The 16,116-nt window shown below is 36.3% G+C and carries 13 protein-coding genes and 1 pseudogene; 2 read left to right on the forward strand and 12 right to left on the reverse strand.

Going from position 1 to position 16,116, the window contains the following annotated elements:
- Positions 1-46: 46 nt before the first annotated feature.
- From KI375_RS10200 to KI375_RS27935, 11 genes and pseudogenes are all read right to left on the reverse strand, one after another.
- Positions 47-1,300 (reverse strand): FAD-binding protein, encoded by a 1,254-nt coding sequence (locus KI375_RS10200; protein WP_212973389.1) that lies wholly within the window; start codon positions 1,298-1,300, stop codon positions 47-49.
- A 226-nt stretch (positions 1,301-1,526) separates the two neighbouring features.
- Complete coding sequence (locus tag KI375_RS10205) at positions 1,527-2,849, reverse strand: ABC transporter substrate-binding protein (protein WP_212973390.1); 1,323 nt, start codon at positions 2,847-2,849, stop codon at positions 1,527-1,529.
- 179 nt (positions 2,850-3,028) lie between these two features.
- The gene (locus KI375_RS10210) at positions 3,029-3,991 is read right to left on the reverse strand and encodes a sialidase family protein (protein WP_212973391.1); all 963 of its coding nucleotides are present in this window, start codon (positions 3,989-3,991) and stop codon (positions 3,029-3,031) included.
- Between the two features lie 157 nt (positions 3,992-4,148).
- Entirely contained in the window at positions 4,149-5,069 is a 921-nt protein-coding gene (locus KI375_RS10215) for a dihydrodipicolinate synthase family protein (RefSeq protein ID WP_212973392.1), read from the reverse strand.
- A gap of 46 nt (positions 5,070-5,115) precedes the next feature.
- Positions 5,116-6,132 carry a LacI family DNA-binding transcriptional regulator gene (locus tag KI375_RS10220; RefSeq protein WP_212973393.1) on the reverse strand — a complete coding sequence of 339 codons (1,017 nt, stop codon included), beginning with the start codon at positions 6,130-6,132 and terminating at the stop codon, positions 5,116-5,118.
- Positions 6,133-6,417: 285 nt separating this feature from the next.
- The gene (locus KI375_RS10225; RefSeq protein WP_212973394.1) at positions 6,418-6,660 is read right to left on the reverse strand and encodes a hypothetical protein; all 243 of its coding nucleotides are present in this window, start codon (positions 6,658-6,660) and stop codon (positions 6,418-6,420) included.
- A gap of 471 nt (positions 6,661-7,131) precedes the next feature.
- Positions 7,132-7,911: a carbohydrate ABC transporter permease gene (locus KI375_RS10230; protein ID WP_212973426.1), complete on the reverse strand. Its 780-nt coding sequence runs from the start codon at positions 7,909-7,911 to the stop codon at positions 7,132-7,134.
- A 68-nt stretch (positions 7,912-7,979) separates the two neighbouring features.
- Entirely contained in the window at positions 7,980-8,888 is a 909-nt protein-coding gene (locus tag KI375_RS10235; protein WP_212973427.1) for a carbohydrate ABC transporter permease, read from the reverse strand.
- Between the two features lie 292 nt (positions 8,889-9,180).
- A complete protein-coding gene (locus KI375_RS10240) occupies positions 9,181-10,500 on the reverse strand; it encodes an ABC transporter substrate-binding protein (protein ID WP_212973395.1) in 1,320 nt (439 codons plus the stop codon).
- 23 nt (positions 10,501-10,523) lie between these two features.
- The gene (locus tag KI375_RS27355; RefSeq protein WP_244852508.1) at positions 10,524-10,847 is read right to left on the reverse strand and encodes a YesL family protein; all 324 of its coding nucleotides are present in this window, start codon (positions 10,845-10,847) and stop codon (positions 10,524-10,526) included.
- Between the two features lie 84 nt (positions 10,848-10,931).
- Positions 10,932-11,135, reverse strand: a pseudogene (locus KI375_RS27935) (DUF624 domain-containing protein); the annotation flags it as partial.
- A 233-nt stretch (positions 11,136-11,368) separates the two neighbouring features.
- Here KI375_RS27935 and KI375_RS10250 point away from each other — a divergent pair.
- Entirely contained in the window at positions 11,369-12,112 is a 744-nt protein-coding gene (locus KI375_RS10250; RefSeq protein ID WP_212973397.1) for a response regulator transcription factor, read from the forward strand.
- The gene (locus KI375_RS10255) at positions 12,109-13,893 is read left to right on the forward strand and encodes a sensor histidine kinase (RefSeq protein WP_212973398.1); all 1,785 of its coding nucleotides are present in this window, start codon (positions 12,109-12,111) and stop codon (positions 13,891-13,893) included. Before KI375_RS10250 ends, KI375_RS10255 begins: the two co-directional genes overlap by 4 nt.
- 103 nt (positions 13,894-13,996) lie before the next feature.
- On the opposite strand, the gene KI375_RS10260 is transcribed toward KI375_RS10255, so the two are convergent.
- Positions 13,997-15,859, reverse strand: coding sequence for a beta-L-arabinofuranosidase domain-containing protein (locus tag KI375_RS10260; protein WP_212973399.1), 1,863 nt, complete (start codon positions 15,857-15,859; stop codon positions 13,997-13,999).
- Positions 15,860-16,116: the final 257 nt, after the last annotated feature.

The raw sequence follows: 16,116 nt of genomic DNA on the forward strand, positions 1-16,116 counted from the left end.
ACAGCGTTACCATGGTGGGGGACAGGCCCCCAATTTGGCCCCCATTTTAGAAGATATAATGGTTTATAAATTTATTGCGAAATTTTCCTTCCGGATCATTTTCTATTAGTAGTTGTCTGAATTCTGGTAATTTTTCGTAGAAGGATTGGACTTTTTCCTTCGGCATGGTGAATACTTTTGCCCAGTGGGGCCGTGCCTGAAATGGCTCTATTGCTGCTTCAATTTGCGGGAGGACTTGTTGAACAGCTTTCCAATTATCCTTCCAAGTAAAATGAAGGCCGATGACATCTTGGTGATAGCTTGGACTTAACCAAAAGTCATCCTTTGCTACACTGCGGATTTCATTCACATGGAGTAAAGGGGATATCTTTGCACGCATCTCCCCAATGACCTGCAATGACTCCATAGCATATTGCCGCGGAATCAGATACTCCGATTGCAACTCACTTCCGCTGCTTGGCATAAAATCAAGACGAAAATGAGGCAATCGATCAAACCAAGAGCCATCCACTCCCATTTGTTCCGTACAGTTAATGCTCTCTATTCCTTGAATAGGGTGTGCATTGGCTTTTGCTGGTAATGCACCATATAGCTCCGATCTTACGGACGATTTGTCAGCTGATAATTGCTTCAACCACACTTGGTTAATAGCATCCTGCTTCCAATCTGTAAACAAACTAACACTGTAAGCACTGGAGAAGATTTCATCTAAATGTCCTGGCAATTGGACAAATGGCAGATGTTCATACACATATTGACTCACTTGATAACTAGGGATCACAGCTAATGTCAACTCAATAATGACACCTAATGCCCCTAAATGAACGGCTGCCCCTTGCCACTCTTCTCGATTCTTATCTTGAGAAAACTCTACTATTTCTCCATTTGCCCTGGCAACCTTCATCGCTCTTATACTACTAGACAAACATTGATTTTGATCACCAGATCCATGTGTTGCTGTCGCACAAGCACCTGCAACCGAAATATGCGGTAAAGAAGCCAAATTAGGTAAAGCAAAGCCACGCTCCTCAAGATATGAACTTAATTCCCCATACCTCATCCCACCTTCTATCGTGACCGTTTGCTTTTCTTTATCAAAGGCTAGTACACGGTTTAGATTCCCTAAAGAGAGAATGGTATCATCTGAATCTGCAATATTATTAAAAGAATGACGCGAGCCTACCACCCGGACATGAGTTGCTTCTTTGACAATCTGTTGAATTTCTTCTACATTGCTTGGTTCATGCCAATGTTTTGCTTGATATATAAGATTTCCAGCCCAATTTTTTTGTTGTTTCACGATATCAACCCCTCTAAAAGAATACATTAATCGAAGTATATAAAATGAGAAGTGCTAAAGCACTTCTCCGGTGACTACTGCCATCAGGATGGTTGTCCCGATCCCTACAATATGCAGTTGCTTATTTTATTCTATCATACTATTTTGAAAGCGAATACCTAGCAAAAAAACGATTGGGCTTTCTTTATTCTAAACATATAACGAATAGGAGTGTGGCTTGTTTGACCTACTCCTGTTCCATTTGAGTACGAACATTCTCCTCAGCCTCATCTTGAAGAATTCTTAAATATTCATTTAAATCCTTACCTGAATTCACATAATTAATACCAGCCATTGTAATCACCCCATCATCATACTTCGGCATTTTGGATGGCCCAATTGCATATCCATGCATAAATAATGATGCAAAATTCTTATCTTTGTATTCAGGTTTATTTTCCAAATAAACTTCATGAATTTTTGGATCTGCTAATGGTGAGGCTGTTCCTTCTTTTGATTTTGTTATTTGAATTTCATCGGATAGCAGAAAATCGATAATCTCTAATGCAGCTTCTTTGTGTTCACTTGGAGCGGTAATAGCGTGTCCCCTACCTCTTGGTTGCGGAGCAATGCCTTCATATCCCTCCCAAGCTGGATATGTGACAATATCAATATTATCTTGTTCCAACCAACCAAAATTAGTACCAATCGCCGTCATCGCAACGTTCCCTTTACCGAATTCCTCTCCCCAATTATGTAGAAGATCACCAGGTTTTTCTCCAGGATAATTTCCTGGGATAGATGTTACATCACCTATCAGCCCTAAGTATCTTTTATAAGCCTCTGATTGCGTAATTAACACTTCGTTGGTTTCGGGATCGATGGAATTCTGGCTAAATTGTGTATAAGCATCATAAGGCGTATCTAGGTCTAAGCCACGGTACTGAACCCCGTCCCTTTCTTGAGTTAGGTCTTTAGCAAGTTCTGTTACTTCTTCCCATGTCATTCCGTCTGTAGGATAGTCATAGCCAAGTATGTCAAATACGTCTTTGTTATAATGCAAAGAATAAGTTGGGCGTGTCATTGGAATAACGACGAGCTCACCCTCTTGCTTTGGATCTTGGTTCCGCGCAAATTCAATAAATGAAGGCTCAAAGCGATCTAAATCAAAACCTGTTTCTTCAATTAAATCGCTCATATCATACGCCAATTCATACCTTGCTAAATGACCTGTATGACTAATCGCCCCCATCGTAACAATATCTGGAACCTTTCCTTTAGCAATTAAATCTTCAAGCGTCTCTGGATGATCGGTCCCTGCATCATATACATCAATGTTAATTTGTGGGAACTTTTCTTCAATATATTGACCGACATCCTCATAATATTGTTCTTCATTTCCTTGATATGCCCAGATTAGCGTAATTTCTTCCTGTTCTTGCTCAACGTTATCCTTTGTCTTCTGTTCAGAAGTATTGGAAGGGGTTGGTGATTCACCACATGCCACAAGGAGTGAAAAGCCAAGTATAGCCATTGTCATTAAAGCCAACATTTTAAAAACTCTATTCATAAATAAATACCTCCATATCATAAAACGTATTTTCATCTAAGTTTGATAGGATTTTATTAAAACAACCAATAATAAAGCGCTCTCTTTACACGGATAATTTAAAAGATAAGAACTCCATTTCTTCTGAAATAATTAATCCTATTTTAGTGTTTGATAACTATCTTAAATTTCTACTTTGTTTATTTCCACTCAATTTTCCAGAATACAATTCTTTCTCTTTTCCACGTATAAGTGATATAGGTTTTATTGCCATCGGATATGATCGCAGGATACGAATATTCTCCTTCATTTGTTTCTAGAGAGATTTCTCCTTGCCAACTATCTCCATTATCTGTTGAGTAACGAAGGACTAAGGGGGTTCGGACACCACTTGTTCTAACAGGATTGTATATCAACACGAGTGAGCCATTTCCAAGTTTAACTAAATCAATTCCGCTATTATTATTAGGTAAGGGTGTCGGATAGGCTGGACTCCACGTTTCTCCCCCATCCTCTGAATCGCTTCTATAAATCGCTCCCTCGGTACTGCGCATCAGCATATGTACTTTATTTGTTTGTGATTCCCAAAGAGTAGGTTGGATAATACCGTCTCCTTTGGTGAGGCTATGATCTAGAAAGATTTGATCTGTGCTCTCCCAGGATTCTCCTTGATCTCTAGATATATCTACAAATACATCCCAATTTCCCTCTTCAATAGAAGCCGGAGCAAGCCAATTTCCATTTTCCAAGATGATGGGTTTATTTCTAACCGGGCCTCTTCCTCCGATATCACCAGGCACTAGCTCTTTTGGTGCTGACCATGTTTTTCCATTATCTTTTGATTCTATTACTCTTGTATGCCATTTAGGGATCGTATAACCTACCTTATAATACAAATACAAGATATGATTATTCCCTTTAAATAAAACAGGATTCCAGTGTGGTAAACCTTCTTCCCCGCATATTTTATATGGGGTTGACCATTTTCCATGTTGTTTTCGAGCACACCATATATCAACATCTGAAGCTCCTTCTTGTGTTCCGGCAAACCATGCTGCTAGAAATTCATTATTTGGTAAATGAACGATCGTAGAAGCATGACAACATTGAAAAGGACGATCATCCTTAAAAATATATTCCTTTTCCAATTTCAGAATATTCATTTTCTCCTCCATAATTGTAAAAAAGTTGATCAAGTAAAGACATTGAGCGATATCTGAACTATATCTAAACGTTCATTCTTTTACTTAACTTTTATCTGTCACCACATCGATTAATCTTTTTTTCGTTTTTTAGGATCCTCTATATCCTCCAGCTATTTCAATTTATGAATAACTGCTTCTTTACATAGTCTGTCATCATTTGCAAGTTTTGAATTTCCTTTTTGTGGAACTCAGTTAATGTTAAATGTTGATTTGTCCGAGTAATATAGGTATTGGCTACACCATTTAAATATAAAAAATATTTTGCGTTTTTAGGATAATTTTGCAGTTCATACAGGGAAGTCATGGAAAGAAATGCTTGAATAGATTTCGCCTTCTCACTAAACTCTTCCCAATTGCTTTGTAACCAAGAATATAATTCCGGATGGAAATTAGCCATGACTCCACTATAGCCATGAATTCCGTACTTTAAGGATTCAAATAGAGTTGTCGAATTAGCATTAAAAATCTTTAAAGAAGTCCCTTCAATAGCTTGCATTTTTAGTTTTAATTGATGCAGGTCACAACTGGTGTCTTTTAAAAAGTAAAATCTGCCTGTTTCAGCTAACCATTTTAATAGAGAGGGGGAAACAAGTCTTTTATATGGATATGGACATTCATAGATTCCAAATCTCACTTTAGGTATTTCGGATAATATCGTTTCTACATTCTGCTTAAATACATCATCAGATTCACTTTGTTTAGCTAGCCGATTGCTCACTAAAACAAAAGCATCAATTCCAGTATCAGATATTTTCCTAATCTCATTAACTTGCGCTTCTAGTTCATCGGAAGTGTGGCCAGATGCAATGATCTGCATAGACTTAGCTTCCTTCTTGATAAATCGTGCTAAATCTACTTTCTCTTCAAGGGATAGAGAAAACATTTCACTTGATTGACAGATGGCAAATAACCCGTTTACATCATGTAATTTATACCAATTTATTAATTCTTTCATAGCCTGATAGTCGATTTGATTTTTCTTTGTATATAAGGTCACCATAGTCGGCCAAACCCCATTTTCAATTGCAAAAGTCATATCACATCTCCCTTTTTAGCTATAACGTTTTAGCAATAAAGCCATTTTAAAAAAAATCTCCACAACTATCACGGATTACGATGGAAGTAGTCCATTCTCTTGCAATAGGCTGTTTTGCTTTTTGATGAATAAGCTCCAATAATATGTTGAGACATTCATTTGCCATGTCTTCAACAGGTAAGTGGACCGTTGTTAAAGAGGGGATAGAAAATCTTGAATTTTCGTTATCATCGTACCCAATCATTTCAATATCTTTAGGTATATTGATCCCTGCTTTATGAAATGCTGCTAATGCCCCAATGGCCATATGATCACTTAATGAAAAGATGGCTGACGGTAAAATCTGTTGATTGATTAATTCAAGCGCGCAATGATAGCCTCCTTCTTCCGAAAAATCCCCTTCTATAATGTGTTGGTCTGAAAGATACATTTCATATTTCTTAAGTTCATTTAAGAAACCTTCTTTTCTAAGTTGAACTGCCTGAGAAGATATACTCGGCTGAATCAATCCAACGTTTTTATGTTTCCGTGAATGGAATAATCTTGCTACATCGCTGCCTGTTTGGACACTATCTACCAAAACAGAACTAAACTTCTTTGATTTTCGTTGATACAAAACAATTGGGACATTCACTTCATTATTTTCTAAATGGAGTAGATCTTCATCAGAAGCATTAGCGATAATAGCGCCATTAAAGTTGTTTCCTGTAAATAAGCTCTTTACATTTTTTAATTCGGAGTTAACATATGGTTGAATGACTAATTCGAATTCGCTTTCATGACTGTGATAGCTGAAATTAATTCCTCTTAAAAATCGGCTAATGAGTGAGGTACGAGTATCAATAGTCCAAAAAATGGCAATTACAGGAACCATATTTCCTTTTCCACCTCTAAGTCTTCGAGCGGCAATATTTGGACTGTATCCCAATTCTCTTGCAAGTTCTAATACTTTCTTTTGAGTTGCTTTCGCTATTCGAGCCTCATCTCCTTTACCATTTAAAATAAAAGACGCAGTACTCATAGATACACCAGCTAATTCAGCTATTTTCTTAATACTGACCATACTATTACTCCTTTTTGCTAAAACGTTATAGCAAGTATAACTATTGAATAATAATCAGTCAACAATAATTATTAACTATAGTTATAAATATGCTTATTGTTTTACTTGTTTCTTAGGTGATTTTGATTTCTACCTGGCAATACCACTAATCAGCTAGTTGTCCTAATGTCTTAGAAAAGAAGTGTACACTAAATACATGTATCATTTTTTGTACTCACTCCCCCACAACCGAAGACAAAGTACTACTCAGATACTCATCTTTCACTAGCTAGTAAATTTCGCTTATTATTCTATAAATGGGATTTCAGTCATTTTTAGGTTCGTACCACCATATGGTAAAAGTTTTACCTTTTTCACTGAACTAAGTGGCTTTCTATCTGCTGGAACTCTAGTAACAATTCCATTTTCTTTAGGCCAGTTTATTTCAACAACGTTTGCTGTGGCTTCAATTGGAGCTTCTTCGGCATTAAATGGAAACTTCCCTATTCCATTAAACTTATATCTCAACTTTCGCAGAGTAAATTTCATAATTCAAACCCTCTGATATGACTAAGTTTTTAAGGAAAGAGAAAAGGGGTACCTCCTCACATCTCGAAATGTATAGTTACGGCAACTCTACACAGAGATGAAAGGATTGAACTCCCTATGTAGAGTATAGTACAAGAAAGTCTATTCAGCATGGAAAAGTTATAGGAAATATCGCCAAATGAAAAATATGGTTGGATCTTCGAGAGAATTGATATCCCCTTTCTTTTGGGCTGTCTCTAAAAAGACCTATCGTGGTGCTCCGGAAACGTTAAGTTATGCCGCCATGATTTACTCTCTTTTCATTCGGGTAGCGAAAAGAATGCCTTGTAGAAAAACGAATATTCTTTCTTTATTCTAAACACATAAAGAATAGGCAGCTGGTATACTGGTAGAAGCAAATTAAGACAGTTAGCTCCCTAGACGGGATAAAATTTTCGCGTTAATGCATTTTAATGAGAGCCAGTTTTATGCTTACCCCTTCACTCCTCCAGCCGTAATCCCTTCTACTAAGTATTTTTGGAAAAACAAGAAAATCAGTAACTGCGGGACGATGGATGCTACTGACATTGCAAACATTGGGCCCCAAGCAGATACAGAAGAAGGGTCGGAAAAAAGTTGTAAACCCAATGCAACTGTATATAATTTTGTATCATTTAAATAAACAAGTGGTGTCATAAAATCATCCCATGTCCAATAGAAAGAAAAGATTGCGACAGTGGCAAGAGCTGGTATAGTTAAAGGTAAAATTACCCGCCAGAAAATGCCTAAAGTGGTTGCACCATCCATATAAGCTGCCTCATCTAACTCTCTAGGTATCCCCCTAATAAATTGGATCATCAAAAAGATAAAAAAAGGGGTGCCTCCAATAAATGCGGGTACAATTAGAGGTAAATATGTATTTACCCATCCTAAATTATGAAATAAAATATACTGCGGAATTAAGGTTACTTGTTGAGGTAACATTAACGTTACAATCATACATACAAATAAAGGGGTGCGAAACCTGAATTTAAGTCTCGCAAATCCAAAGGCAACTAAGGTTGACGAAAATAAAGTACCAATGACCACCATTGTTGTGACAAAGGTAGAATTAAGAAAAAAAGTTGAGAAGCTTAAATTTCCAAACCCTTCCCACCCTGTTACATAGTTCTCCCATTTCCATTCAGAAGGAATTAAGGAGACAGCATTTCGAAAGATTTCACTTTCCGGTTTCAAGGAGCTTGCAATCGTCCATAATATTGGGTAAATCATCAATAACCCTAAAAGCAATATACCTCCATGATAAATCCATGTTTTGACTGTTTTATTCTTCCTCAACTTTACCTCCCTCCTTCTGATTCATAATAAACCCAACTTTTCGCCGTTCGGAAAATAAAAGCTGTGAATATTGCACAAATAAGTAACAAAATCCAAGCTAATGCGGAAGCATATCCCATATCAAAATGCCCAAATGCTTTCTCATATAAATACACGGCATAGAATAAGGTACGATCCATTGGTCCGCCTTCCGTAATTAAAAAACTTTGAGTAAAAGCCATAAATCCTTGAATCGTTTGCATAACTAAGTTGAAGAATATAACAGGTGATAGCATCGGTAGAGTAATTTTCATAAATCTTAAAAAGGGATTGGCCCCATCCACAGCAGCTGCTTCATAAAGTTCATTAGGAATCGCCTTCAAACCTGCTAAGAAAATGAGCATTGGCGAGCCGAATTGCCAAATAACTAACAAAATTAATGTAGAGAGAGCAAAATTTGGGCTTGTGACCCAACTAATGGACGGAACTCCAAAAATGGATAGTATGTCATTTACTGCGCCCTCTCCACCAAAAAGTTGCTTCCATACGACCGCAATCGCTACGCTTCCACCTAAAATAGATGGGATATAATATAAAGTGCGATATAACCCTACACCACGACGATTTGTATTAAATAACATGGCAACAAAAAGGGCAAATGCTAATTTAAGTGGAACACTAACGAATACAAAAATAAAAGTAATCTTAACAGCTCTCCAAAAACGGTCATCATTTATAAACATCTTAATATAATTATCAAAGCCAACCCAAGAGGGCTCGGACAATAGATCATAATTGGTAAAGGAAAAATAAAAAGATGCGATCATTGGTCCAACAATAAAGCCTAAAAATCCTATTAACCATGGGGCGATAAAGCCTAAACCAATTAAATCATTTTTTATGCTGTTTTGCGGTTTATTTGATTGATACAGATGTGCCTTCCTTACCTGCTCAGCTATTTTTCCGGCCACTTGTTCTACCTCCAATTTATTTATAATCGTAAAGAGGCTGAGGCAAAGACGTTTTCACCAAAGAAAAGACGAACTAGCATGGAGCATATAGTCCACTCCGCTTGCCGCGGGCGTGTGGCAAGTCTCCTCAGGCTTCGCCTTCCGAGATCTATCTGAAGTCTTACTTCCCGCAATATTCCCTTCGCTCAAGTAATGCGCTATTCGTCTTTAAGCTTGGCATTTAGTTATGGCCCAGCCTCTTGTACTACTTCCCTTACTTATTTTTAGCTAGTATATCTGTCGCTTTCTTTCTAAAGTTCTCTGCAGCTTTTTCAGGTGTCATTTCTCCATAATAAATTGGATCTGCTACTTCATTCTCGAATAATGTTTCAATTTCAGTGGAGCCTCGTGGGTCTGGTGGATCAATTTCACGGCTGTATTCCTCAGCTAGTTCTACATACTCAAACATCTTCTTCCCCGCTTCAGCTGCATTTCCTTTTAAATGTTCACGGACTTTTGTTGCTATCGGAACACCACGTTCGGCATTTAATATGTCATTGGCCTCAATACTATTTGTGAAGTAGCTTATAAATTTTGCAGCCTCCTCCTGTTCTTTGGAATGTGTCGAAACAGAAAGGAACTGGCCTGGTTTGATGTAATGACCCAATTCCCCATCTTCCAGCATAGGTTGAAGCATTAAATCTAGTGGTCTACCAGCAGCCGTTTCAACAGCAATCAATTGATTACTATGAAAATCCGTCACAATAGCCGTTTTCTCATTTATGATTGGTAATTGTTCAACGCTGCCACCAGTAGCCTTAAATACATCCGGTGGTGCAGCCGCTCCGGAATCCAACATATCTACGGTTACTTGTAGAAAGTCAATGAGTAATTGATCATCCTCATAACCTAATCCGTTTCCTTCATCGTTATATAGCCACTTCCCATGTTCTCGTAAATAATGCTTGAATCCCATAACTCCTGCATGTGGTTGAACACCATATACACCTTCTCCCAGGTTATCTGATAATTGTTGGGCCACATCCTTTAAATCTTCCCATGTATAACCAGGTTCTAATACAGGTACATCAGCTTTTTCAAACATTGCTTTATCCAACAGAATGGCATGCGCATTGGCCCCGATATTGACCGCATATAGTTTATCATCAAGCTTTCCACCATCAATATAGGTATCTTCCACATCACTTAAATCAAGTGCACCCTTTTCTACAAAAGGATTTAAATCTGCGAGCAATCCTTTTCCTACATATTCTGATAAATATTTATAATCCATTTGTACAATATCCGGTAAATTCCCTCCTGCTGCTTGGGTTGCCATCTTTTCCCAATAACCATCCCAACCTGTGAATTCAGGAGAAATCGTTACATGTGGATTTTCCTCCATGTACTGATCAATCACTTTCAGCGTGCGATCATGGCGGTCCTGAGAACCCCACCATACCATGCGTAACTCTACTTGATCTCCATTAGACTTACCGCTAGAGTTTCCTTTTTTTGAATTACAACCTGCCAACATACCAATGGTTAGACATAATAAGATAATAGCGATCCAATATTTCCTTTTTCTTTGCATTTTTCTCTCTCCTCTTTATTCCTTCAGTATTTGCTGAAACTCCCCTTAAGCATGGTGACCTGATGGATAGCTTGACCACCTACGATCATGATAATGAACAAGGTGAGACTCACTCCCACCGAAAACAAAATTTGTGGAAAGTATAAGGATAGATACATCATGCCGCCTGCAGCAATGGCTAAGCCAAGAGTCTTCAACGGATTTAACATACCGATAATAAAAGCATATTGAATATATTTATGTAATTTTAGTCGGTATGTGGTATACGTGGGTAAGATATACATTAAAACAATCAAATACCAAACAGATATAATATAGATACCTATACTGATAATTTGATTGATCAACCCTCCTTTTTGGACAAAAAATCTTAAATCAAAGTAGATAATAAACCCAATAATGAACAAGGTAACCGCTAACATATTAACTTCTAAAAAGTGCTGCTTATATTCTTGCCAATATAAGATAAATATCGGAGAAGACTCATTTTTCTGCGTTAACCACTGTTGTTGTATTTTACAAAGCGCTACGGTCGCTGGAAAAATACCCAGTATACCGAGACCCAATAAGGTGAAAAGGAACCACAAAAGATTTACATAAACGAGCTTCAATGCGTAAATACAAAACACATACACAGATTCCGTTAATTTTGTTTGAAGTATGGTTTGTCACCTCTTTCATCATTAGTTGTTATTGTTCTTCATTTCCATTAGAATGACTGTATAAAAAGAGTATAGTAATTTTCCAATCAAAAAAAGGCATCCTATCTCTTATAACCGCCAATATATTAAGCGTTTACATATAAAAGTAGCTTTTCTTCTTTTGTTTCATAAAATATGATACCTTTTTTCGCGGAAGGAGCTTCGATATGTACAAAATACTTCTTGTTGATGATGAGCAAGAAATTCGTTTCGGTTTAAAAAATTACTTCCCATGGAACAATCTTGGCTTCACAGTTACACATGATTGCGAAAACGGACAACAAGCTCTTGAATTTTTGAAGGAAAATCCGATAGATGTCGTATTAACAGATATTCGCATGCCTGTATTAGATGGCATTGATTTAGCTAGAGAGGTTAAGAAAAGGGAATTCCCTATTCAAATCATTTTTCTAAGTGGATATAAGGACTTTCACTATGCCCAAAATGCCCTTAAATATGGGGTAAGAGATTATATTATAAAGCCAGGAAAGTACGAAGAAATTGAAGAGGTTTTTACCATACTCAAAAAAGACTTGGATCAAGAATGGAACAACGCAAGGAGAAACCAATCTGCCAATAGTTACTCGGAAAACATTACTCAGACCATAAAAAAATATACAGAGGAGCATTACTCAGAGGTGACACTTGAGGATTTATCCCAGTTATTAAAAATGTCCCCAAATTATATTAGTACATTTTTTAAAGAAAAGACGGGGATAAACTTTTCTACTTATTTAGCGGAGATTAGAATGAAGAAAGCAGCAGAACTTTTAATTGATTACCATTATAAAACTTATGAGATTAGTCACCTCTTAGGCTATAATAATCCCAAGAGTTTTACTAGAATGTTTAAAAAGTACTATGGCGTGTCCCCGCGAGAATATCGAAATCAGAGGGCTATGTCATTGTGATTAGAAATAGAAAATTCTTATTAAAGAATACTTTACTATTTCTTTTCCCATTATTAATTCCCTTGTTCATTTTAGGATCTTTTGCCATAGTCATTACAGATAAATATATGAAAGAATCCATTACTAGTAATAACTTTAATGCCTTACAACAGCTAGAGCAACAAACGGATATTGTATTAAATGAAATGCACTTGTTGAATTTGGATTACAACTGGAATCCTGAAATTATCCTTTCTCTTCAAGATATTTTAGATTCGGATTATCTAACTCTTAATCAAAACCAGAAGCTGCAATACCAAGAAGGGACACTTCGGCGTAAGGAAATTGCCACACCTTATATTCATTCCATTTATGTATTTTACACGAATACGAAAAATCGTGTTTTAACATCTCAAACAGGGATTACTTCAATAGATGCCATGAATGACCAGTCTTGGTTTAACGAGTTTGATCCCACATCCACTGAAGAAAATATTTGGATAAAAAATAGAAATGAGGCACAATTTCCATTTGAAGAGCCAAAACCGCTTATCACTATATTTAAAAATGTGTTCAAAACAAATGCACCTACTTCTGAAGGTTTGATTGTTTTAAATATCCAACAGAACTATTTTGAAGACCTAATCAATGAATGGAATAATTATCATAATCAAAGCATTTTTGTCTTAGATGACCAGAATAACAAATTATATGGCAATAAAAATAGTGAAATGTTAAATATAGAAGATTGGGATCTTACAACTGATCAACAAACATTTGAAGTTAAAATGGATCATAAAGTCTATATTGTGAACCAACTTCATTCGAAGAATTATAATCTTAGATACTACTCTATTGTTGAAAAGAATATTATTTACTGGATCCCCAATCAGTTACGATTATTAACCATCATTTTTGTCTGTTTATCATTTATTATAGGAATTGCGATCATCTACTATTTATCCCGAAAAAATGCCCGCCATATTAGTGATATTATTATGATCTTAAATATGACGAATCAAAAGAAAGAAAACTTAACCAACGATATCTCATTCAGAGACAATGAATATCAATTGATTGTCAGAGGAATTTTAAAAAATTATATAAACCAAAACAATCTTGAAAAAGAATTAAACGAACAAAAATACCAGCTTCAATCAGCAGAGTTATCTGCCTTACATAATCAGATTAATCCACATTTCTTATCAAATACACTTGCTATTATTTATTGGAGGGCAATAGCATTGACTGGGAAACCAAATAAAGTAACTGAAATGCTGGGAACATTAACCGATATTCTAAATTTCTCATTGAGAACTAAAAGTCATACAGTGACTTTGAAAGAGGAGATTGAAAATGCTAAAAATTATGTAGAGATCATGAGAATAAGATCCCAAAATGATTTTCATATATACTGGGAATATAACCAGTCTGATCTTGATCAGCAAGTCTTGAAATTCATCTTGCAACCAATACTAGAAAACTGCCTTCAGCATGGGACCGACGGCGAGAGCACGAGCAAGATCAGGATAAAAATAGAGCGACGAAATAATAGTATGAGTTTCCGTATTACTGATAATGGACAAGGAATGAGTAAACATTCCTTGCGGCAATTACATACTGAACTTGATAAAGATGAATATGTCACGAATCATATTGGTTTAGCTAATATTAAAAAGCGTTTATCACTAGTATTTAATAACAATTATATTTTTATTATCAGGAGTAAAAAAGGTTGGGGAACCACAATTTTTATTAAACATCCTTGTGCGTGCGATAACGCTAATTTAGTTCACCTTTGACAGTTAAAACCACAGAAATGCTTTTATATCAAGCATTCCTGTGGTTTTTTAGTAGTGAAAAGTAAGGGCTTACTCCTATACATTCGGATTAACTCCCGCTCAATCACTCATCTTCTATAAATGGAATTTCCGTAATTCTTAGATTCGTACAACCATATGGTAAAAGTTTTACCTTTTTCACTGAACTCAGTGGCTTTCGATCTGCTGGAACTCTAGAAACAACTCCATTTTCTTTAGGCCAGTTTATTTCCACAACGTTTGCTGTGGCTTCAATTGGAGCTTCTTCTACGCTAAATGGAAACTTCCCTATTCCATTAAACTTATATTGGATATCCTTATCAACATATCCATAATTCCATTGTGATTGTGGAAATACATCATAATCACAATGAGGGAATACCCGTAATTTTTCCTCTTGCCCATAATCAATCATTTTCCACTCATCTTTAATCGCAATGGAATATAGAAGTGGTCCCCTTTTCACTGCCACCATATCTTCTGGTCGATTGATAAATTCAGTCTCGAAATCAAGCAAGACTTCGATTGTTTCTATACCACTCCAGGTTTTTGATAGATTAAAATATTCTCCGCATTTCGCCTTTTCACCATTTACGGTAGCATGTGAGCAAAAGCTAGGTATTCTAATATCAAAATCAAAATCGAGTGGATTATTTGCTGTAACGGTAAAGGTTAATTTCCCGTTAAAAGGATAATCTGTAGATAGACTTATTTTTACTGTCCCAACCTTTAGGGCTGTTTCCACTTCCGAAGGCGCAATTGCCGTGCAAGCAATCCCTCTATCCGTTTTCATAAATGTAGACAATGCAAATTTAGGCCAAGCCTGATTAAAATTAGCCGTACAGCAACCAAAATGTGGCTCAAGACCATATATATGTGCTTCGCCATTGTTTGTGTTAAAGGGTTGTTTTCCTTCCTCAATCCGACTACATTCCACTTGATTAACGAGTTGATCATATTGATGTGACCACATATCAGAGCTAAAAGCAGCGGGCAATGCATTATAAGCAAGATACTCAAGCTTATCTGACCATTCCATATCGCCTGTTATTTGAAGAAGATGCTCCAAGGAATACATATATTCTGCAACAGCACACAGCTCCGTTCCTTGAATAGGACTGTCACCAGAGAGACATTCATCACCGGTAAATATGCCCGTTGCTGTACCATGATAATTAGATAACTTTTGAATCATCATTTCGGCAAACTGTTTATCTTCATCACTCTTACTAATCCTGCTAAATAATGTTAAGGATTTAACCGCCATTGCTTGGTTGACAATATGATTCATTTGACTCCAGTGTCCAAATGCTTGCGGGCTTTCATATGGCCAATTTTCATATAAACACTTATAATCAAATCCCTGAACTCTTATTTTAATAGCTAAGTTTAATAGCCACTCTTCCTTTCGTCTTTCATAAAGCCAATATAGGGGAATAAGCATTTCATACCATCTTGTTGAAGCCCAATTAAAAATTGTAAATGTATCTATATGACGTTCAAAGTTTTTTGTAGCTTTATAGATTACCTCTTCTACCCTCTTATCATTACTACATTCATAATAAACAACCAATACTTTTAGAATTAAAAACAATGCCCACATATCATAGCTATTTCTTTCATCTCTCGTACATGGGCATATCCAACCATCTTCCTCTTGGCCATCTATGATCGCATCTATATATTTTTCGGCCCGCATTTTCATATCTTCATCGTCTAATAAATAAGCTAATGGGATAAAACCATCTAACCAATATGGTACACGCTCCCAGCCCTCCTTATCCCCACCAATCCACTTACTCTCCTTGATGTCTGGCCAAAATTTATCAAGATTCCCACTGAGTCCTTCTGCTTGAATTTGTAGTTGTCGTAACAGCCAGCCTTTGGGTTTTAATTCATTGGTGGTGAATGGTTTGAATGATAATTCAGTAATACCTTTTCCTACCATAATGAACGCCTCCTGATTTTCAGCTTTTTATTTTGTCTATATCTTCTCAGATACGAAAATGAATGTATAGTGTTTTATAATCTTCTGTAAATACTTTTATTTATTTCGACTCCTATAAGAAAAAGAGGCTGGGACAAAACCCAGTAAAAACAGAAAAAGTGATTTTCTACTAAGATGAAGTAGGAAATCACTTTTTTAATTTGATTAAAAAATGAAAAAATATACAAAAAAAGGATACCTTCTGATAAAGTTAAAGT

It is taken from the genome of Bacillus sp. J14TS2, from assembly GCF_018333015.1.
Classification (GTDB): Bacteria; Bacillota; Bacilli; order Bacillales; family Bacillaceae_C; genus Lederbergia.